We start from the raw sequence: 20938 nt of genomic DNA on the forward strand, positions 1-20938 counted from the left end.
GCGCCGAACCGGCTGCACGTGGCCGACATCACCTACGTTCGCCTGGCGGACGGCTCGTTCGCGTACGTCGCGTTCGTCACCGACGCGTACGCCAGAAGAATCGTCGGCTGGGCGACGACCTCCACGATGCGTACGGAGGAACTGCCGTTGCAGGCGTTGGAGCAGGCCGTCGTGTGGGCGGGATGCCACGGCGGCGCCGACGGGTGCGTGCATCACTCGGACCACGGCAGCCAGTACATAAGCCTCGTGTACTCCACGCACGTGGCCGACGCGGGCATGCTCCCCTCGACCGGCACGGTCGGCGACTCGTACGACAACGCGCTGGCGGAACGCACGAACAACACGTACAAACGCGAGCTGATCTGGGTCAACAAACCCTACCGGAGCGTGGCCGAGCTGGAGTATGCGACGATGCGGTGGGTCTCGTGGTACAACACGAAGCGTCTGCACGCCTCCCTGGGCTACAGGACACCGGAACAGGTCGAGAACGAGTATTATCAAAAGCAGATGGCACAAGCCGTCTCATAGCAGAGACGGAACAAAAATCAGGCCACTTCAGATATTCGGGATAGCAAGGATTGCCTACCAGCAGAAACATCACGCGAGGAAACCGTGACACACAAGATTCAGATGGAACAACCAGGACGCCGTGCCACGCAGTGGGCTCGTTGGCGCGAGATCTAGGCAGACAGCTGGAGAACCCATGTCATGCCCGGGCGGAATCGCAGAGTTTCGCCCGAGCATGACAAAAACCCTGTCACACCCTGCACGATCGGCCAAGAAAAACCAGTGCGTGACAACGACAGCAAGCACCAAAACCGCAGAATTCCGCCAATCGTAGCCAATCGCCAGAAACCGGCCCACTCCCCCGCTTGGCACACAACACAGAGAACCCGCCAAGCCCCAAAAGCGTGGCAACATTCCCCACCACACCCGGCCAAATCTCAAGCCTCACGCCAAAGCGTGACAACAAACACCCCTTACAACGCCTCTGCCACTTAACCATCACTCCTGGTTTAAACCGACGCGTTTATTCTTGCACCTCAGCTGAGGGAGCCCATCGACAAAACCGACCGAGGAAACGTCAGACCCACCTCATTAAGCCCGACAAAGTAAAAGTACTAGATCCCAAGCCGCACCAAACCCTCACAGCTGAACCGTCTTCACATACTTCTTGAGCGACTCGTTAGGGGTGCCGATGAGATACAGTCCCGGTTCAAGCCCCGCAGACGTGCTATGCGCCTTATACACTCGGCACCATTCGTTATCGTATGCATCGGCGAAGCGGAGAATCACACATTCATGAAGCTGCGCCGGCTTACTCTCGCCAGGATCGAAAAACGAAGGATTCATTTCCCCGTGCGGATCATGAATACGCATCGGCATGCTCCAAATAATATTCTCGCTCCGTTTGGCATAGTTAATGCGCCAGGAGCCAGCAGGAATCGTCAGCCAAGGCTTGTCCACCAACGGCATGACGCCCAATCCGTATGAGTCCTTGTTCCCGTCCGACAAACCATGCCACTGAACGTGTATCCGCACATTGCGAATCACGCCTTTGGTCTCGTTATCGAGCACCACATGCCATACCCGCGCACTCTTCTGGCTGGAGTCATTCTTAACGATCGTAACCGCGACCCAAGCGTCCACACGAAACGCTTCGCTACGAAGCTCGTTATACCGGTCTTCAACCCGGTTCTCGGTTTCCTGTTTGATGGTTTTCTTCAACTGCCATACCGCGACTCCGATCGCAATAATCGTAGCCACCGCCGTGATGATATCGCATATTGATCCTACTGGCATATCAAATTCCTCCTTGAATTTCTCTGCTGTTACGATTGTAATTAAGGCCGCAATTAAGCACGTTTTAATACATGATCAGCGTCATGTTATTCGGCGCATTCCTCACAGATTTTCGAACCATGATGAAACGCTGCAATTGGCTTGTACTGATAGCACTCTTGGCAAAGCTGCTCGTGAGCACACCCGCAATGCCCTTTCGGACATCGACGCTCGCCGCAGGAATCGCACCATGCCCATTCATACAGAGGATATGCCGTACCGCCGCATTTGTCGCATACTTTGTCCTTGTAGAACGTGCTGGCGCCTCGTTGTTTGGGCGAAGAACCAGCCGGCAACCACGGCGCGTTCTCGGTAAGCGCGAGCACGACGAGCATGTTCCTCACCCACGTTGCTTGTGCGTAGAGCTTGGGAGTCGATCCGTTGGAATATCTGAATTGCGTATCGTTACTGACGATGTATTGCAAGCCGTTGCGATCGGAGCATGCCGCTTGATAGATGTGCGACGAACTTTGGTCGGAATGTACCTGTATTCCGCGACCGAAGCCACCGATTGATACGACTCGAAGTACATGTCCGTTGGGTTTGTCCAGGAAAATGAACAGACCGTCGGACGGTGCGTATGGAGCGATCCGTTCGCAGACGGTCGCCCAGCCTGCCTGAATTTGTTCAGACAGCGCGCGGACTGCTTCGAGCTGGAATCCGTTATCGCGGAGTATTTGGGAGACGGCATCGTCTCGATTGGCGTTGGTCATCGTTGAACTCCTGCCAATGGTGGATTGATTCACGTTTGATTATACGTATCGGATAGGTATGGAAAAACCTCCGGCCGTGGAGTTTGGGAGATGAGCGGCCGGAGGTGGGGTTGATGCGCGCGGGAACGAGCGGAGTGGAGAGATGGAGTTGTGCGCGTTTCTGTGGCATCAAGTTTTGGTTATGGGGGGGATGGCGGAGCCTTGGCTCCCTCGGCTGAGGGAGCTGTCGAGCGTTAGCGAGACTGAGGGAGCGTCTGCGGCGTGAGCCGCTGTGTAACGGCATCGGCCGAAGGCCGATACTGTGCTTATTGACGGCACTGACGTGCCGCGACGCTCCCCCAGTCAGCTTCGCTGACAGCCCCCTCAGCCGAGGGGGCCGAGGCTCCGCACCAGTCCTGACGCGGGGTCAGGAGCGACGAGCGCGCAGACCGAAGATGCCGGCCGCGGCGATGAACAGGCCACCGACAACCACGATCAGAGCCAGACCAGCGCCACCGGTCTTCGGCAGCTCGGTGATGTTCTTCGCGTTCCAGATGTTCAGCGTCTTGCCGTCCTGAGACAGGGTGACACGCTCATCAGAACCTTCCTTGGCGTTGGACACGGCGGTGATGGTCTTATGGCCATTAGCTTCAGAACCGACAGTCGGCGTGATAGTGAAGTTGAACTTCGGCAGGCTAACGGCGGTGTAACCGGCCGGCGGCGCGATCTCCTCGACCTCGTAGGTGCCGGAGTCAAGACCCTCAACATTGATGTTGCCATCGGAATCGCTCACGAAGACACCGGCAGTGTTGCAGGTATTCTTCTTGATCTGATCGTCGGTGCAGGCCGTAGGCTTGGTGTCCTCATACGTCCAACCAGACTTGTCAGATTCGGTCTTGGTGTACGTGCCGAGGTACTTGCCATTGTGGGAAGTGTTCTCGCCGGCCTTGATGACGAACTGGGCGCCCGGCAGCTTATCGCCGGCCTTGTTGGTCTTGTGGATGCCGAACTTGTAGGAGTAGACCGGGACTTCCTTGCCAGGAACCTTGTGGGCGTCGCTGACGTCCTCCGGCTTGTTGGAGTAGCGCAGCTCATCCTTGTTCAGGTTCTTCCGCGGGTTGCCAGGTTCGGAGATCTTCGCGTTGGCGTTCAGCTTGGCCTTGAAGATCACGGTGACAGTGGCGCCCTCGTCGATACCGGAGTCGGCGGAGGTAGAACCAGTGGCCTTGTTGACGTACTTGGCAAGGTCGATGGTGGTCACAGTACCGCCCTCATAATCACCGGTTAAAGCAGCGCTGGCAACCGTATCTTTCGAGACGGTGTAGTCGTCGTTGTACTTAAGCTCGGTGTCGCCGACCTTGACGGAGACAACCGGATCGGCGCTCGTGACCGGGTCGGCGATGGTCAGTGCCTTGTCGGCGGTATCGATGATCTGGAAGACGCGAGTCTTACCGGAGGTCGCGCTCAGCGTCGGGTCGATGTCATAGCCGGTGAACACCGGGACCTTGGAGGTCAGCTCGTAGTAGACAGTGTCGCCCACGGCGTAGTCGGGCTTGGTGTTGTCGGTGTATCCGCCCTGATCGTTCGGGTCGACGAGCTTCTTGTCAATGGTCGGGATGGTGTTCTTGATGGTGATGCTGCCCCAGCCGGCCATACCATCGAAAGTGGTCGGCGTGATGATCGGGATGGAGTTGGTCTCTTCCTTGGCGGTATCATCCGACGTGGTCGTGGTGTCCTTGAGGAACCACAGGCCCTGAGTCACGTTCTCATTGGCCTCTCCGGCTGCATTGGCCTTGAAATCATCCTTGTCCGGATTAGAAGCGTCGGTCTTCGCGACCTGCTTAGACAGTGCCTGGGCGAACGCACGCAGCACGGACTGGGCACCGGTCTTGCCGCCGCCACCCCACGGGCTGGTGACTTCCGTGCCCTTATAGGTAGCGGTAAACCAACCCATCGGGTTGTTATCCACGTTGGAATCGCCCAAGAAGTAGTTCTTGTCGGTCTTATACGTGTCGTACAGCGACGTGCCAGTCTCGGACACGCTGCCGTTCGTATCGGTCTTGACTTCCTTCATCGCGGCTTCAATGTCGGAGACATGGCCGTTGTCGGTATCCACGAGGAAGCCATCGATAGACTTATCGGTTTTGTACGTGATGTTCTTCAGCGAGGCCAGATGCCAACCGCTGAAGGTGTGGTCGGTCTTAGCACCGGTGATGGTGATGTTGCCCGTGGTCGGGTCGTCCGCGTAGGCGGAGGCGGCGCCGAGGGCGAGGCCGCTGGCGGCGATGCCTAAGGCGGCGACGCCGGCAAGCGCCTGCTTGATGATCTTGTTCATTTCTCTTCCTTTCCTTGGATTAAGGAGTTGGACAATTTTGGGAAAATCTATGGGGTTTGGGTGGAAGCTCTTGGGGTTGGCCCTTGAGCTATGGGTGGCGGGGTGTGACGCTCCCTCAGTCACGGCCTCACGGCCGTGCCAGCGTCCTGCAATTAAGGACAGCCTTACGGCTGGCCTCTTGCTGGCTCGCCTGTCGGCTCGCACATTGCCTACAAACAGCTCTGCTGTTTGCTTAACGGCAATGTCCTAGCCGAGGGAGCCGAGGTGCCGCTTCGCGGCACGAGAGCTGGCGGAGCCTTGGCTCCCTCGGCTGAGGGAGCTGTCAGCGAAGCTGACTGAGGGAGGGGCAACTCGCCGTTAGGCGAGTTCGGCAATGCAGTCTCGCCGTAGGCGAGTCCTATGCCGAAGGCGAGGCCGCGGTCCCACCCGCCACGCGCTAGTGATGATGATTTAGGCAGATACGGCCTCCCGTCGTTTGGCGAACTGGTATCCGCCGGCAATCAACATGCCAGCAAGAATGAATCCGGCACCCGCGAGCAGCACCATCCGACCGGTCCAATCCGTACCCGTCGACGGCAACCCCGTCAGCACCTTCGTGTTCACGAACGTCGTTTCGGCAGTCAGGTTCGGGTGAGCGCTGGTGTCCGCTTCACCGGGATGCTGGTTCTCGGCACGCGCCGCACTACCCGACTTGTCGCTTCCGCCAATCGAGTCGTACCAACCCGTCGCATCCGACCCGCTCATCGCAGTACCGTCGTCGTCCTTGGTCTGCGTCACCGTGTACGCAACCTTCAGACCCTGGTACTTGCCGCCCTCCGACTTGTCGCGGCTCACGGTCACGGCAACGGTCCATTCGGCCTTCGAGTACCGCAGGTTCTCCTCGGCACCGCTCGCCGGCACGACCTCGGTGATCACGTACGTGTACGTCTTCGCGTAGTCGTCGCTCGACTTGTCGCCAAGCTGAGCGTCGGTGAATTCGATCTTGCCGAAGTACTTGGTGACGTTCTGCAAATCGACCGCACCGGATTCCGGCGCGAGGTCGATCGTGCACGGCAGCTTGCCGCCGCAGTCGGCCGGAATCGGCGTATCGTTCGGGCTGGATTCAGCCTTCGCGATCTGGAACGTGAACTTGACGTAGTCGTTGCCGCTCATCGGCCAGTCGGTGTACTTCAGGGTCTTCTTGACCGGGATCTTGATATCGACCGGCTTGGACGAGTTGGCGATGGCCGAGTCGGTCAGCGCGGAACCGTCCGACTTGGTGACGGTCGATTCGGCATCGGCCTTGACCGTCAGCTTGTATGTGACCGTCGTAGTCGGCAGCTGGTAGCCGTTCGGGGCTTTGGTTTCGGTGAGCGTATACTCGCCGACCGGGAGACCCTTGACGGTGATCGCGCCGGATTCGGTGGCCGCGTCGGACAGCTTGGTGCCATCGCAGCTCTCGAACGTCGTGTTCGGATCGGTCGTGTCATCGGCATTGACCGTCACGTTATCGGCCACGCAGTAGGTCTTCTGTCCACCGGTCGCCGCACTCGACGGACCGACGATCTTCCACTGCGAACCGTCCAGCTTGCCGCCCTTCGCGTCGACCTTGTTCCAGGTCACCTCGGTCGGTTTGTCGGAGATCGCATAACCGGACGCCTGAGTCGGAGCCAGTCCCGGGGTCAACGTGGATGACGTCTGTCCGTTGACCCACTCGTAGCCGCCATCCCACGTCACCTTGCCTTGCGGATCAATCGTGAACACATACACGGTCTTGTTCAGCGTGTACCCGTCCGGCGCGGTCAGCTCGTGAATCAGATACGTACCTGCATCCAGACCGTCGACCTTGAACTGACCGGCGACCGTGTCGATATCGCACTTCGTGCCGGCCGTCACGTTGCCAGCGTTGTCAACCGTGCCATCCTTCGCAACGCAAGCCGCAGCCTTCGCATCACCCGGCTGAGCGTCACCGGCATCCGCATCAGCCGATTCAACAGACGATTCGTCGACTTGAGCAGACACGGTCTCGTCATACGCAGCCTCATCATCGGCATCAACCGCAGCAGCCGACGCGGCACACGCGGTCGGGACTGTGGAACCGGTCGAATTGTTGTACAGCTCCACCACCTGCACCGCATTACCGGTGAACTTGAAGTTCGAAGTGGCGGTCGTATCCGGCTTGTACCAGTTGCCCGAATTCTTGTCCGTGCTGTCGTGGAATACGAAGCCCTTGCCATTGGTCGCCTGCGGGATCGTCACCGCCACGTAGTCACCGCACGTGCGGTCCATCTTCGCGAACGTCCACTCGGTGCCGTCGTCGTAGTACAGGTAGTAGTTCGACCAGTTCACCAGCGACTTCTTGAAGTACACGGTGGTGCTCGGCGTCGCGACCGTGAACGAGACGGTCTTGTTGCCGGCCTTCGCGGTGATCACAGCCGAACCGAGAGCGTGCATGGTCACGGTTGCCTTCGCGCCGTTGGACTGCGAATCAACCGTGGCGATGGAATCGTTGCTGGACGACCACGTGATCGGCACACTCGGAGTCACAGTCGCAGTGAAGTCGAGCGAACCGTTCTGCGCGACGGTGAACGACGCGTTGTTCTGTACGTCAGCGTTCGCAGAGTCCTTGACCGTGAAACTGGTGACGCTTGCGGCCTTGACAGTGATCGTGACCGGCTGGCTGCACACGTCCGGATTGGAGACCGAGCATGCCTTGACGTAGACGGTCGTGTCCGTGTCGCTGGTACCGATGACGTCGGCGCGCAGTTCGCTGGTTTGGCTCAGGACTGCGGCGGATTCGTCGGACTTCGGGTTGCCGGATTCGTCGGTGAACGTCCAAGTGACGTTCTGCACGGCGTCGGACGGCTGGACTGCGGCGGTGAGCGTCGCCTTATAGTCGTTGGTTGCGTTCAGCTCAGTCGAATTTGACGTGACGGTCACGCCGGTGGCCGCGTTCACGTTGTCTTCGACGTTCCAGACCTTCGTCTTGTCGCCACCCTGCTTGCTGATCTGCCAGGCGGAACCGGCCAACGGTGTGTTCTTGGTATCGCCGTCCGCGATCTTCTTCCACTCGACCGCGTGACCGGCATGTTTGTTGACGATCTTGCCGTCGTTCGTCATGTCGGCCGTGCCGAACGTGAACGTGCCGTCCGCGCTCTTGGTGACCGACTGGGTCACGGTTTCGGTCGTGTTCGCGTCGCCGGTCTTCACGTAGTAGATGTTGGTGTTCAGCTGGTACTTGCTGTCGCCGGTGGCGACTTCCTTGATGTAGTACGTGGCGTTCGGCTTGAGGCCCTCAACCTTGAAGCCGCCCGTGGTAGTGGTGTCCTTGTCGGCGAAGTCGTCGTCCTTCAGCGCGGTGTACAGGGCGTTCTTGCCGTTCACGGCATCGGCGTACGTGCCGTAGATCGCCCACGTGGTGCCCTTCAGACCGTTGCCGGCCTCGTCGGCCTTCTGCCAGGCGATCGCCGCGCACTCGGTGGTGGTCTGGCCGTTCCACGGGAAGTTGTGGCGCTCCTGATCCATGTCGATGACGGACGAGGAATCACCATCGTTCGCGCCAGCCTGAGCGAACTTCGCCGCATAATACGGGTTGTACATGGAGAAGTCGCCCTCGGTGTACACGCGTCCGTTCGTGGTCACATGCGATTCGAAGTTGCCGATCGTGTTGTCGGCATTACCATCCGAATCGCCCGACTCGGCGTTGCCGACCACGATAATGCTGCCCAGCATCGCGGCAGCCGGATCATCCTCGGTCACTTTGCCGTTCGGATCCTCGTTGGCGATGCCGCCGTAGATGGTGAGGTTGTTCGTGTCGTGGAAGTTCCACAGGATCTTCTGCGCGGCCTTTGCGTAAAGCTCCGACTTCTTCTTCAGATTCTCATCGTTGCTCTTGCTGTTGTAGTTGGAATAGCCGTCGGAGATCTCCTGACCGTTCCACCAGAACTGCCAGCCATTGTGGAAGGAGATATTCTTGCTATCGCCGGTCACGTTGATCACCACGGATGCGGTGTCGGCGATGTCAGTGAACGCGAATGCCACACCACGGTAACGGGTGCCATCTTTGTAATCGGTGAGCATGTTCGCGTTGAGGTTGAACACTTCCATCGTCGGATTGTTCGTACCCTTGAAGGTGATTAGCTTCTCACGGTTCGTATACGAGTCGGTGGTCTCCAGGCCACGACCAGTACCGTTCTTGAGCTCATCGTTGTAGTTGAAGACATACTGGAGTTTGCTACCTTCGTCAGTTCCCTCGGTGTAATAGTTGTACTTGTGACGGGTCAGCGTATCCAGCGTGGAAACATCCTGCGATACCGTGCCCGTCGCGGTCTGGAAGGCAAGCGGGGCGGAGATGTCCTCGACGACGTAATCCTGGTAGTACTTGGATTCGGAGAAGTTCTTGGAATCGTCACTGGTATCGGTATCGTTGTCGCTGCTCTTGACAGTGACGTTCGTCATATCACCGGCATTCCACTGCAGGGATGCATCGTCTACTGTCTTGAGCGCGCCGGTCGGTGCGCCACCCCACACACCGGTATCCGTGCCAGCAATCGAACCCTGGTGGTTGTAACCCATGATGAAACCGGGCCTACTCCACGCCTTCACCTTCGCCTTCGTGTCGGTGCCAGAATCGATCACCGTGTTGCCGTTGCCACCGACAACCAACGCGGTGCTACCGTTCGCCGGGCGGAACTGCGTACCAAAACCAGCAATGCCGAAACGAAAAGCACCGCCTGTGACCTTATTGGACCAAGAATTCTTGAGCGGATTCAACAGCAATTTGCCGTTGACCACAGTCAGGCCTTCGGCTTCAACGGCGTAGGAACCGGACGGGCCGGTTGCATTCATCAGGTTGTTGTCGGTGCTGTTGTTTTCGGTGGAGTTTGCCGGGCGCTTGCCGACGAACATATCACCACCAACCCACGTGGCGGCGCCGGTATCACGGTCAGAAGAAGGATTTGCCTCAGTACCCATCGACTGCTCAGTCGGAGTGCACAGAGCACCGTCTGCGAAATCGACATCATTCGCAGCATAGGCGGCGTAGGGGGCGGTGATGGCGCCGGCGACGGCGGTGCCTACGAACATGGTGACGGCAAGGAAAGCGGCGGCCAGATCCTTGGCCTTTGCCACTCTCCGGTCACGTACGTACGCCGGTCGTGTGTTCATAGTTCTCTCCCCCTCGAACTGCCCCCTGCCATCGTTCGCAAAAACCATGTCACCGGCGTGACCACATATGTTTTGCACACGTTGTCACATCGATGCACATAGCTTGCGCTAGGCTGTTGGGCGCGGTTCTCAGCTCCGCCTATGGTTGTGTTATGCGAGATGAGCCGATGCCTCCATGCACTCGTCCCGCCGTATTGCGCGTCGTTACCTCATTCGCCGGCCACCGCGACGCCTCGCGATCACCGGTTATGCACCGCCGCTCATATCAACATCATCCCAATCGTCGGCCGACTCGCACATGCTATCATCGCACGCGCCAGCCAGCCGCCGATATCCTTGATATTTCGCGGTTATCGTTCACGATAGATACCCAAAAGCGATATCACTTCCATCCGAACCGTCGTTACTCGGCTCGTACGGAATCTCCGTCGCAGTCGACACGAATCGTCGTTACTCAACTCGCATCGCGCAGCCGGAAATCAGTTTCGATCACCCACCGTATTCAGTTCTCCAAAGAGTCCGCGCATATGCTCATCGGTCTTGTGGACCGTTCATTGATCAGATCCGTCGGTTTGTTTTCGCTCTCCAACAGCTCTGTCATATGTACTTTCTCTCACCGATTTCTGATTGTAGCATCATTTGTTGCAAACGATAGCAAACGCGAGCCCCCCCCCCGATGTTTCTTAGGGCGTCTCGATTGCAAAGGTATGCAGCGAACGTAAGCATTGCAACGCCTCGCGCAATCCCAGAAATTAAGGATCATATTTCGGACATCGCTCTCCACAGCGAGATTACGGGCGTGTCGTTAACGCAACCATTGGCGGTGAAGGCACTCTCCTCCGATCCCCCGCGCAGCACCTCCTAGAAACCCGTCACCGATCCCAGCTCCTCACGCCAACACCGCTCAGCGCAACCATTTTCGGAAAACAACCCATTGTTCTGGGAATAGTTGCACTACGACAACACCGGCACAACTTTTCTCGGAAAACGGCCCTATACGCCTGGAATAGTTGCACTGGCGAATGCTCAGCGCAACTATTCCAGGCGATCAACCATTATTTCCGAGAATAGTTGCGCCAGCAGTGAGTGGCATGCGCCCGCACAGCGTCCTTCAGTCCGTTTCACCGTCGGCTTCTCTAGTACTTTGTCGGATCTAAATTGACGCGTCTTTATTCTCGGCCCCCTCGGCTGAGGGGGGCTGTCGGCGAAGCCGACTGGGGGAGCGTCAAACCCATCACATTAAGTCCGACAGAGTACTAGCGAAGGGGCAGATCAATGAGGCACGGGGTGCCGGCGTACGACAGTTCCTCTAACGGGAATGGCACATAAAACAATCCTGTCTCTTGACGTGACGGGTGTGCGCCCCCTCAGTCAGCTTCGCTGACAGCTCCCCCTGACAAGGGGGAGCAAACCCGCTCGTGCTGCACCAGCTCGGCCAGATGCCGCAGCCCCCCTGACGGGGGAGCAAACCATCTCGTTCACCTCGTCCGTGGCCCCGCCGTTGACAGCCCCCTAACGGGATGGCGCATAAACCAAGTCCCGTCTCTTGGCGTGACGGGTGTGCGCCCCCTCAGTCCGCTCCGCGGACAGCTCCCCCTGACAGGGGGGAGCAAACCATCGCCCACACCGTCCGCGGCTCCGCCGTTGACGGCTCCCCAACGGGGAGAGCAAAATACCCGCTACGCGAGCGATGCGGGCCGGCAGCCCGCATACAGCCCGCCGGCTACTTCGCCATATCGCCAACGTGGCGAAGCAGTCGGAGAATATGTCCCTCATCCAAGTACCCGCACAACGATCCGTCTCCGAACCGCTCCTGACGCGTCGGCACCAGCAACAACGCAAGCGTCTCATCCATGCCCAACAAGTCATAATCGCCGTTGTCGTAGAAGTCCTGCAGATCATCCGGATCAGACAGATTCAACTCGTCAAGGACATCGCCGTAACTACCACGGTCTCCCCACGCCTGATAAATCGCATGCCAATACCGGTCGACGATCGGATCATACGAGATGCCGCGGTAGACCATCACACCGCGATCATCCGTATCCGATTCGTTCCAGTGATACAGCTTCCTGCCCTCGTCCATCGCCTTCTGGAACTCCGGCTCAAGCTGCACCAGCTCGTGCAGCCCCTTCCTTTCCTCATCCGTAACCTTCCGAGCAGCCCGTGCAGCCGTAATCCGCCAATTGCGCCGGTACAGTCCCGGCAGGTGCAACGCGGCCTTCGCAACGATATGTTCCAGCAACTCGGCCCCACGCAACTGCGCGATCCACTGGCTTTCCAGTCCGTCCAACCCGTACACGATGCCGGCCAGTCCGCCCGCCACCGCAGCGGTCGTATCCGTGTCGACACCGAGGTTCACGGCCGTCAGCACGCACTCGCGGTACGAATGCGTGTTGACCAGGCACCAGATCGCGGCCTGCAGCGTGTTCAGCACGAACATGCCGGAATTGATCGAGTCGCGCGGCATGAGCCGCTGATCGGGAATATCAGCCGTCTTGCAGATCTCGGACACTGAATAATCCCGACCTTCCGCAAGCAGCAGTCGCGCCACGCGGACGAACCGGACGCACGCATCCATGCTGATCGCATGCGCGTGCGTGACCGCGCTCACCTTGCGGATGTCGTCGTCACTCGCGCGAGTGAACGCCAGCGGGAGGATGCGCATGAGACCGCCGTTGCCGTTGTCCCGCTCGCCGGTTGCGCCTCGACCGGCCGCCAGCGCCGCGCGCGTCGTGCCACCGGCGTCGAACACCACACCGTCCGGGGTGTACTCGCCGTGATACAGCCACGCCACGTACTTGGCCCGCAGATCATCCTCGTCAACCTTGCCGTCGTGCTCGGCCAGCGAATCCAGCGTGGCGAGCATCATTGCCGTGTCGTCGCTCCACGTGCCCGCCGGCTGCCGGTGCGTGCCGAATCCGATCATGCCCTCGCAACGGAACGCGTCACGGTGCTGGAACTCGTACGGCACGCCGAGCGCGTCGCCCACGGCCTGACCGTACACGGCCGCCAGCAGACGACGATGATCCGCCGCCGAAAACGCGCCCTCGGACTTCGCCTTGCGCCGCTCCTCCTGCGGGAATTTCGCGATCGCCGCGTGCGCCGGGCAGAACCACTCGCCGCCGCCGTCCACCGACGTCCAGCCGGAATCCGACAGATCGTCTTCCGCCATCTCCCAATCCAAGTCGTACGGCTCACCATCGGCGGTGGCGGTGCGCATCGCGCCGCAGTCCGCGTAGTCGCAGCGGGCCACGAGAATGTCGTACACGTGCGGATAAGTTTCGGTGTTCAGTCCCATGCGAGTCTCCTTTGAATGGACATTCATGTATCAGTATGCGGCAGATCGTGCGTGGGGCGCGGCGGTTCGCTTGGTGTGCGGACCTCTGGGTTGCGGACTCACGCTGGACTGCGGACTCTCGTGCGGCGCGACGCGCGTACGGTTTGGTGTACGCGCTGCGCACGCGTGACCGCGCTCGATTGCCGACGTCGGGGGGTGGTGCCGACGACGAACGATGACGTTGTCGCCGGCGCCTGTTGCCTTGACTGCCGACTACACAATCTGCTGACCGTGCGGTCTGCCGACTGCTGCCGTCTGCCGCTGCCGCCGTCCGGTGACTGCCGTACTTGAGATAACCGGACAACTGTTTTGCAACGCCCGACACGATATGTGATGTGACGCGGAGCGTGACATGGTGCGTGACGCGGCACGTGACGTGATATCGCCCGACACGATATCGCGTGACATGATACGTGACCGGGAGCGTGACGCGGCACGTGACACAGCGCTGGATCACGATGCCGTGCCTGCGCTCGGATGGAACGGGGATGGAAGGAAGCGAAGGATGACTGGATGGGACCGAAGTACCGAACGGGACCGGAACAGCTTCCCGGATGAGAACGGCAGGGCAATGAGAAAAACCCACCAAAGCCGATAAGCTGCCAGCAAAATGACAAGGTTATTCATTAGTTATTTCAGTGCAATACGGCACTTTTGCAAAACGAAACACCGCAAGTATTGCAAACGATGTCATTATGCGTTATGGTACTGGTAACGATACTTGCACACCGGGCGCAGCCGGGCCACGCAGTCGAGGCACGGCGAGCACAGCCGCCGTCGCGTCCGAATGTGACGAGCCGCCCACAACCGACGTTAGGAGCATCACATATGGCCACATCCCCCAAGCCGCGCACCGAGAGTGCGGAGCGGCTTGCCCGTCCGCTGATCCGTCTCGCGAAGGCCGGCGGAGTCTCCACCTCGTACATCGACCAGCTGGGCACCTACGTCGAAATCGAAGACGACGTGCTGGTCAACGTCCTTGCCGCGCTCGGCATCGACGCATCCAGCGACGCCGCCATCAAGCAGTCCCTCGCCACACTGGAACGCGAATCCAGCGAACGTTTGCTACCGGCTCGCACCATCATCGCAACCGTTGGCAAGCCGACCACTATCACCTTGCATATTACGGGCGAGACTGCGAACGCTGGCAATACCGCCTCCGCAGCCAGCACCGCCGCCGCAGCCAAAGCCACCGGCGCAATCGGCACCGACGAACCGGCCGCAACCATCATTTTCGAGGACGGCACCTCCTCGCACAGCGACGAGGCCGACATCCTGCCCAGCGTCAGCTCCGACGACCTGTTCCTGATCCTGCCCGACAATCTGCCGATCGGCTACCACACGCTGCGCGTCACCGTCGGCTCGCGTGAGGAAGAAGCCACGCTGATCGTCGCACCCGAGCGCATCCCCGTGCCGGCCGCCGTGGCCGAACGCCCGCGCTGGGGCTGGATGAACCAGCTGTACTCCACTCGCTCCGCAGAGTCGTGGGGCGTAGGCGACTACGGCGATCTGCGCCGCCTCGTCGCGGACGCGGGCAAGAAGTCCGGCGCCGACTTCATGCTCATCAACCCGATCCACGCGTGCGCGCCGATCCCGCCGCTCGAACCGTCGCCGTACCTGCCGGAATCGCGCCGCTTCCTCAACGTCACGTACATCCGCCCGCAGGACATCCCCGAATACGCCGAGCTGCCCGCCGCCGAGCGCGAGCGCGTCGACGCGCTGCATGCGAACGTTGCTGCAGCGAACGTAAGCAGCGAGCCGCTGGACATCAACGCATCGTGGACGGCGAAGCGCGAAGCACTGCACATCATCTTCGATTACTACGAACGTTCGCATGGCACGGCTCTCTCCGACGGTCAAACCGACGCCCGCGCCGCCGCGTTCGCGCAGTTCAAGGCTCAGGCCGGTCCGGATCTCGACGCGTTCGCCACGTGGTGCATCGCGTTCGAGGTGTGGGGCGCCCCGTGGGAGCCGAACTCGTGGTTCGAACGGTACGACCGCACCTCGCCGGAGGTCGCCGAACTGGTGGCCGACCACGCCGATCTGCTCGAGTTCAACCGCTGGCTGCAGTGGATCGCCGACGAGCAGGTCGCCGCCGCGCAGACCGCCGCGAAGGAATCCGGCATGGTGCTCGGCCTGATGCAGGACATGGCCGTGGGCGTGCATGCGCTCGGCGCGGACGCCTGGTGGAACCCGGAGCGATTCGCCGTCGGTTCGGTGACGGTCGGATGCCCGCCGGACTTCTACAACCAGCAGGGCCAGGACTGGGGCCAGCCGCCATTCAACCCGCATTATCTGGAGGATACCGGCTACCGTGTGTACCGCGAGATGGTGCACGCCGTGTTCGCGCATGCCGGCGCGGTGCGCATCGACCATGTGCTCGGCCTGTTCCGCCTGTGGTGGATTCCGAGCGGCAAGGGTGCGAGGGGCGGCGCGTACGTCACGTACAACCACGAGGCTATGCTCGCGGTACTGGCCATCGAAGCGACCCGCGCGAACGGCATGGTGATCGGCGAGGATCTGGGCACGGTTCCTGATTACGTTCGCGACATGCTGGCTGCGCACGGCGTGCTCGGCACCGATGTCGAGTGGTTCTCCCGCGTCGACGATTCGCCGACCGCCGGCGACCCGTACTCGCCGCCGACCGACTATCGCAAGCAGGCGCTGGCTTCGGTGACCACGCACGATCTGCCGCCGACCGCCGGATATCTTGAGTTCGAGCATGTGAAGCTGCGTAAGGAACTCGGATTGCTGTCGTCGTCGGTCGAGGAGTTCCAGGCATCGGCTGAGGCCGAACGACGAGCGATGATCGAGCTGCTGACCGACGGCGGTTGGCTTGCCGCCGATGTTGCGAACGATGTCGCCGCCGGCAACGTCGAGGCGCATATTCAACAGATCGTCGAGGCGATGCACCGCGTGCTGCTGGATACGCCGTCGCTGCTGCGTCAGGCCACGTTGATGGACGGCGTCGGCCAGCGCAACTCGGTCAACCAGCCCGGCACGTCGAGCGAGTACCCGAACTGGCGCATCCCGCTGACCGACTCGGATGGCCGCGTCGTCCCCACCGATCAGGTCTTCGCCAATCCGCGCGTCCTCTCCCTTGCCGCCGTCATGAACGGCAAGAAGTAGGCCCGCAGGCGGGTGCGGTGTCGTCGAACGCACACCTCCGCTCGGCGACGCCGCACCCAACCTTTCTTGCCGTCGCACATCATCCACAGCACTCGGCAGCGCTCTCTTCCCGCCGATCAACAACCAGCTAATCACCAACCGACCACGTCTCCCACCAACCGGTCGAACCAGCCACCCAAGGTCCGGCAGTGTTTCTCATGAAACATCACCATCACGCGAAACACCCCCGGACCTTTACTTCGTTCCCGCTCAGCTCAGCCGGCGTGCGGCTTCGTTGTAGACGGCGGCTTCGTCGCGCACGGATACGATGACGACGCGCATCACTCGTATTTCACATACAGCTCGACCGCACGCCGCCGCTCCCTCGTATACCTCGCCACGATGATTCCTTTCCCGGATCACAGTCCAAGAAAACGGCACCACCTCGCAGCCCACCGATCGGTATTCCATAAAACAGCCCGCGCCGCGTAATACTCCGCACGCAGTAACCCACGGCCCGCCACACCGCTCACGCCGCGTAGTACTGGGCCTGCGCGCGCCACAGCTCGGCGTACTTGCCGCCCTCGTCCGTGACCAGCTCGTCGTGCGTGCCGTACTGTACGATCGCACCGCGGTCGAATACGGCGATCTCGTCGCAGAACTTGCACGACGACAGCCGATGGCTGATGTATACGGCCGTCTTGTCGCCCGCGATCTCGTTGAACTTCGCGTAGATCCGCGCCTCCGCGACCGGGTCGAGCGCGGCGGTCGGCTCGTCGAGCACGATGAACGGCGCATCCTGGTAGATGGCCCGCGCGATCGCGATCTTCTGTGCCTCGCCGCCGGACAGCTCCACGCCGTCCTCGTCCAGATCCTTGTACAGGCTCGTTTCCAATCCGCGCGGCAGCGAGTCCAGCCGATCGCCGAAATCGGCCTTGCGCAGCGCATCGGTCACGAGGTCGCGATCGTAGCGAACGTTCGCAGCGACGTTCTGTCCGAGCGGCAGCGCGAACAGCTGGAAATCCTGAAAGACGACCGAGAAGATCCGCATGTACTCGTCGTACCGGTATTTGCGGATGTCGATGCCGTTGAGCAGGATCGCGCCCTCGGTCGGGTCGTACAGCCGGCACAGCAGCTTGATGAACGTCGTCTTGCCGCTGCCGTTCTCGCCGACGATCGCAAGCCGCGATCCGACACGGAACCTGAGATTGACGTGACGCAACGCCCACTGGCCGTCCGGCGCGTTCGGATAGCGGAACGACACGTCGCGAAATTCGACGTCGTACTGCCGGTCGGCACGTTTTTCGGTGGTGAGCGAGCCCTGATACATGCGGTTCGGCTGGTCGAGGAAGTCGAACACGCGCTTCAGGAACGGCGCGTTGTTGCGGATTTCGCCGGCCTGCCGCAGCAGCGCGGAGACGCCGAGGAACAGCGTGGTGATCGCGCCGACGTACTGCGTGACCGAGCCGACGCCGAATGCGCCGCCCCACGCCTTGAGACACACGAACACGTACACGAGTCCGGTCATGAGCGACGTGATCGCGGCCGCGGCGACATGCCACACGCCGACCGACCGTTCGACGGCGCGGGAGTTGGGATCATGCACGGTGAACACCGGGTTGGCGTCCACGAACGGAATGGCGACGCGGCCGTACTGGTCGTACAGGTGGATGTCGAGCGTGCGTGCGGTATCGAGGAACAGCAGGCCGAAGAAACCGAACACGCGGTTGCCGAACCGGCCGAGTTCGTCGAACCGCCACCATGCGCGGCCGCCGATCTCGTTGCATCGCGCGGCGCCGAGCGCGGCCGCCAGCAGCATCGCGGCCATGCCGAGCGACATCCACGGACTGTTGAGCACGGTCAGCGCGCCACCGCCCGCGGGCACGGCGGACGAAAACAGCGTGACCGACAGGCCGATGCCGCCGGCGATCTGGAAGACGGCGGGCAGCAGCTTGTCGAACGTCCAGATCGCCGTGCGCATGCCGCTGCCGGAGAAATTGTCGCTTTGCCGGATGCGGTCGAACGCGTCGATGGTGCGCTGGTCGTCGAGAATCGGATAGTCGAGCGTGAGCATGCGGTCGGACAGCAGTTCGCTGCCGAGTCTGCCAACGGTTGCGGCGGCCGCGGTTTTCCAATGATTGCAGATGGCCGACAGCAGCGACAGCACGACGGTGACGGCGAGGATGACGACGATCCAGCGGCGCAGGGACCGCGGATCGCGGGCGCCGGCGATTTCGTTGATGAGCTGGGCGGAGCACCAGATGGTGGCGTAGGGGAGCGCGGCGGCGAACAGCGCGTCGAGGATCGTGGCCGCGAACCAGTCGGGGGCCTTGCGCCAGGCCACGCCCCATGCGCGCAGCGTGAGGCGCCATGCGGCGGCGGCGGTCATCGGGGCGACATCAGTCGCGGTCGCGGTATCTGCCGCAGTATCTGTAGCGGTATCCGCAGTCGCATCTTCAGCAGTATCCACGGTCGTATCAACAGTATCCACAGCCGCATCCGCCGGGTCCATAACAGTATCCGCGGTATCCGTATCATCATGCCGCCCGGTCATTGCCGTGCCTCGCTTTCCTGCCGGTAGTACTTGCTTTGCACGGCAAACAGCCGCGCGTATCCGCCGCCCGCCGCAAGCAGCTCGTCATGCGTGCCCGTTTCGGCGATCCGCCCGTCGGCCAGAAACACGATCCGGTCGCAGAACCGCGTCGAGGCAAGCCGGTGCGAGATGAACACCGACGTGCGCCCGGCCGTCATCCGCTGGTAATGCCGGTAGATGTCGCGTTCCGCGATCGGGTCGAGCGCGGCGGTCGGCTCGTCGAGCAGCAGGATCGGCGCGTTGCGGTACAGCGCACGCGCCAACATCAGCCGCTGCGTCTGGCCGCCGGACAGCTCCACGCCGTCCTCGTACACTTCGCGCCCCAGATGCGCGTCGATGCCGCCCGGCAGCGCATCGATCGCGCCGGTCAGCCCGGCCTCGGCCAAGCACTCGCGCACACGGTCGCGGTCGATGCCGTCGACACGTTGCGCGACGTTCTGCGCGATCGTGCTGTCGAGCACCGAAAAATCCTGGAACACCGCCGCGAACAGCGCGTAGTAGTCACTCCGGCGGTACTGCCGGATGTCCCGTCCGTCAAGCAGCACGCGACCCGCGGTCGGGTCGAGGAATCCGCAGATCAGCTTGATCAGCGTGGTCTTGCCCGCGCCGTTCAGTCCGACGACGGCCAGTTTTTCGCCGGGACGGATGGTCAGATCAACGTCGTGCAACGTGTCGTGATCGGCTCCCGGATAGCGGTACGAGACATGGTCGAGCCGTATCTCGTATTGGTGACCCGGCTGCGCGGCGATCGGCTCGCCGGTGTCGAGCGCGAACGGTTCCGGCCAATCCAGCAGGTCGCGGATCGACGCAAGCTCGAGGCTTTCCTTGTTGAGTTCGGAGCACTTGCCGAGGATGCCGGTCACCCACGTCGTGAATCCGCTCACGGCCGTGACGTACAGCAGGAAACGCGACGCGCTCAGCCCCTGCGCAAGCACGAGCCAGACCAAGTACGCGTAGGCCGCGCCGTTGCGCACGAACGCGAGCGTCACGTCGATCACGTTCGCCCACACGTACACGCCCTCGCGTTTCGCGTAGAACGCGCGCAGCGTGCGGGTCACGCCGTCGCGCAGCTCGAGGAGCCACGGGCGCAGGCCGAAGATGCGTACGTCCTTCGCATACTTGCGGTTGCCGCCGAGGTCGAGCAGGTAGTACAGGCGCTGGATGTCGCGCTGCTCCTCGTCGCGATGCCGGTAACCCCATTCGTTGATGCGGTTGCCGGTCAGGTAGCCGGCGACCGACGTGACGAGCACGAGCGCGACCAACAGCGGGTTCAGACCGGACAGCAGCGCGAGGTAGATCGCGAAGCCGAGGACGTTGGTGAGGATGTCGGTCCAGGTGGTCCAGAACTTCTCGGCGGGGGCGTCGTTGCTGGCGCAGCCCTGTTCGATGGAGCGGCGGGTGAGCGCGCGGAAGTCGGCGTCGAGCGTGTTGGCGTAGGCCGTGCGCGATGCCTTGAGGCCGATGCGTTCGATGATGGCGAGGCGGACGGTCATGCGTCCGGTGCCGCTGTTGGCTTCGGCGTAGGCGTGGATGGCGTTGAACGCGACCAGTGCGGCGGTGAACGCGGCGATGGTGATGAGCAGGTGCGCGAGCGGGCCGTGCGTTTCGATCTGCGCGAGGATAGCGGGGGCGATGAACAGTTCCGTGGTGGCGATGGCGGTTTGGGCGACGGCCATGACGGCGACGATGATCGGCACCGATTTCGCCGTGCGCCACGCGAGGCGCAGCATGAACGCGGTGTTGGACCACATCGAATGGCTGGGGCGCGGGTGCGCGTCGTGTTGCTGTGTCATGTTCCGTCACCTTTCCTGATCTGAGATCAGTCTTACCGCACGATCGGCGCAGGCGACGGCGGTTGGTGACGAATCGCACGGCATCGGGGA

At 61.4% G+C, this 20938-nt stretch carries 8 protein-coding genes and 1 pseudogene; 2 read left to right on the forward strand and 7 right to left on the reverse strand.

Annotation, left to right across the window (positions count from 1 at the left end):
• Positions 1 to 572 (forward strand): annotated as a pseudogene (locus AC1A0G_RS03400) (transposase); the annotation flags it as partial.
• A gap of 574 nt (positions 573 to 1146) precedes the next feature.
• On the opposite strand, the gene AC1A0G_RS03405 reads toward AC1A0G_RS03400, so the two are convergent.
• From AC1A0G_RS03405 to AC1A0G_RS03425, 5 genes are all read right to left on the reverse strand, one after another.
• Complete coding sequence (locus tag AC1A0G_RS03405; RefSeq protein ID WP_476527518.1) at positions 1147 to 1803, reverse strand: hypothetical protein; 657 nt, start codon at positions 1801 to 1803, stop codon at positions 1147 to 1149.
• Positions 1804 to 1889: 86 nt separating this feature from the next.
• Positions 1890 to 2555, reverse strand: a complete 666-nt coding sequence (locus AC1A0G_RS03410; RefSeq protein ID WP_476527520.1) for a hypothetical protein — start codon at positions 2553 to 2555, stop codon at positions 1890 to 1892.
• A 406-nt stretch (positions 2556 to 2961) separates the two neighbouring features.
• The gene (locus AC1A0G_RS03415; RefSeq protein ID WP_476527522.1) at positions 2962 to 4869 is read right to left on the reverse strand and encodes an isopeptide-forming domain-containing fimbrial protein; all 1908 of its coding nucleotides are present in this window, start codon (positions 4867 to 4869) and stop codon (positions 2962 to 2964) included.
• 450 nt (positions 4870 to 5319) lie between these two features.
• The gene (locus tag AC1A0G_RS03420; RefSeq protein ID WP_476527524.1) at positions 5320 to 10014 is read right to left on the reverse strand and encodes a SpaA isopeptide-forming pilin-related protein; all 4695 of its coding nucleotides are present in this window, start codon (positions 10012 to 10014) and stop codon (positions 5320 to 5322) included.
• 1723 nt (positions 10015 to 11737) lie between these two features.
• Complete coding sequence (locus AC1A0G_RS03425) at positions 11738 to 13315, reverse strand: ADP-ribosylglycohydrolase family protein (RefSeq protein WP_476527526.1); 1578 nt, start codon at positions 13313 to 13315, stop codon at positions 11738 to 11740.
• Positions 13316 to 14182: 867 nt separating this feature from the next.
• On the opposite strand from AC1A0G_RS03425, the gene malQ reads away from it, so the two are divergent.
• Positions 14183 to 16483, forward strand: a complete 2301-nt coding sequence (gene malQ / locus AC1A0G_RS03430; RefSeq protein ID WP_476527528.1) for a 4-alpha-glucanotransferase — start codon at positions 14183 to 14185, stop codon at positions 16481 to 16483.
• A 508-nt stretch (positions 16484 to 16991) separates the two neighbouring features.
• Here the strand turns inward: malQ and AC1A0G_RS03435 are convergent.
• Together AC1A0G_RS03435 and AC1A0G_RS03440 are read right to left on the reverse strand one after the other, a co-directional pair.
• Positions 16992 to 19016 carry an ABC transporter ATP-binding protein gene (locus AC1A0G_RS03435; RefSeq protein ID WP_476527530.1) on the reverse strand — a complete coding sequence of 675 codons (2025 nt, stop codon included), beginning with the start codon at positions 19014 to 19016 and terminating at the stop codon, positions 16992 to 16994.
• Positions 19013 to 20848, reverse strand: coding sequence for an ABC transporter ATP-binding protein (locus tag AC1A0G_RS03440; protein ID WP_476527532.1), 1836 nt, complete (start codon positions 20846 to 20848; stop codon positions 19013 to 19015). The genes AC1A0G_RS03435 and AC1A0G_RS03440 overlap by 4 nt, the downstream gene beginning before the upstream one ends.
• Positions 20849 to 20938 lie beyond the last annotated feature (90 nt).

It is taken from the genome of Bifidobacterium sp. LH_230 (assembly GCF_056357555.1).

What these genes read in the sequence shown, in the direction of transcription:
- AC1A0G_RS03405 (WP_476527518.1), bottom strand. Translation starts at nt 1,803, where the DNA reads ATGCCAGTAGGATCAATATGCGATATCATCACGGCGGTGGCTACGATT.
- malQ (WP_476527528.1), top strand. Translation starts at nt 14,183, where the DNA reads ATGGCCACATCCCCCAAGCCGCGCACCGAGAGTGCGGAGCGGCTTGCC.
- AC1A0G_RS03420 (WP_476527524.1), bottom strand. Translation starts at nt 10,014, where the DNA reads ATGAACACACGACCGGCGTACGTACGTGACCGGAGAGTGGCAAAGGCC.
- AC1A0G_RS03425 (WP_476527526.1), bottom strand. Translation starts at nt 13,315, where the DNA reads ATGGGACTGAACACCGAAACTTATCCGCACGTGTACGACATTCTCGTG.
- AC1A0G_RS03415 (WP_476527522.1), bottom strand. Translation starts at nt 4,869, where the DNA reads ATGAACAAGATCATCAAGCAGGCGCTTGCCGGCGTCGCCGCCTTAGGC.
- AC1A0G_RS03410 (WP_476527520.1), bottom strand. Translation starts at nt 2,555, where the DNA reads ATGACCAACGCCAATCGAGACGATGCCGTCTCCCAAATACTCCGCGAT.
- AC1A0G_RS03435 (WP_476527530.1), bottom strand. Translation starts at nt 19,016, where the DNA reads ATGACCGGGCGGCATGATGATACGGATACCGCGGATACTGTTATGGAC.
- AC1A0G_RS03440 (WP_476527532.1), bottom strand. Translation starts at nt 20,848, where the DNA reads ATGACACAGCAACACGACGCGCACCCGCGCCCCAGCCATTCGATGTGG.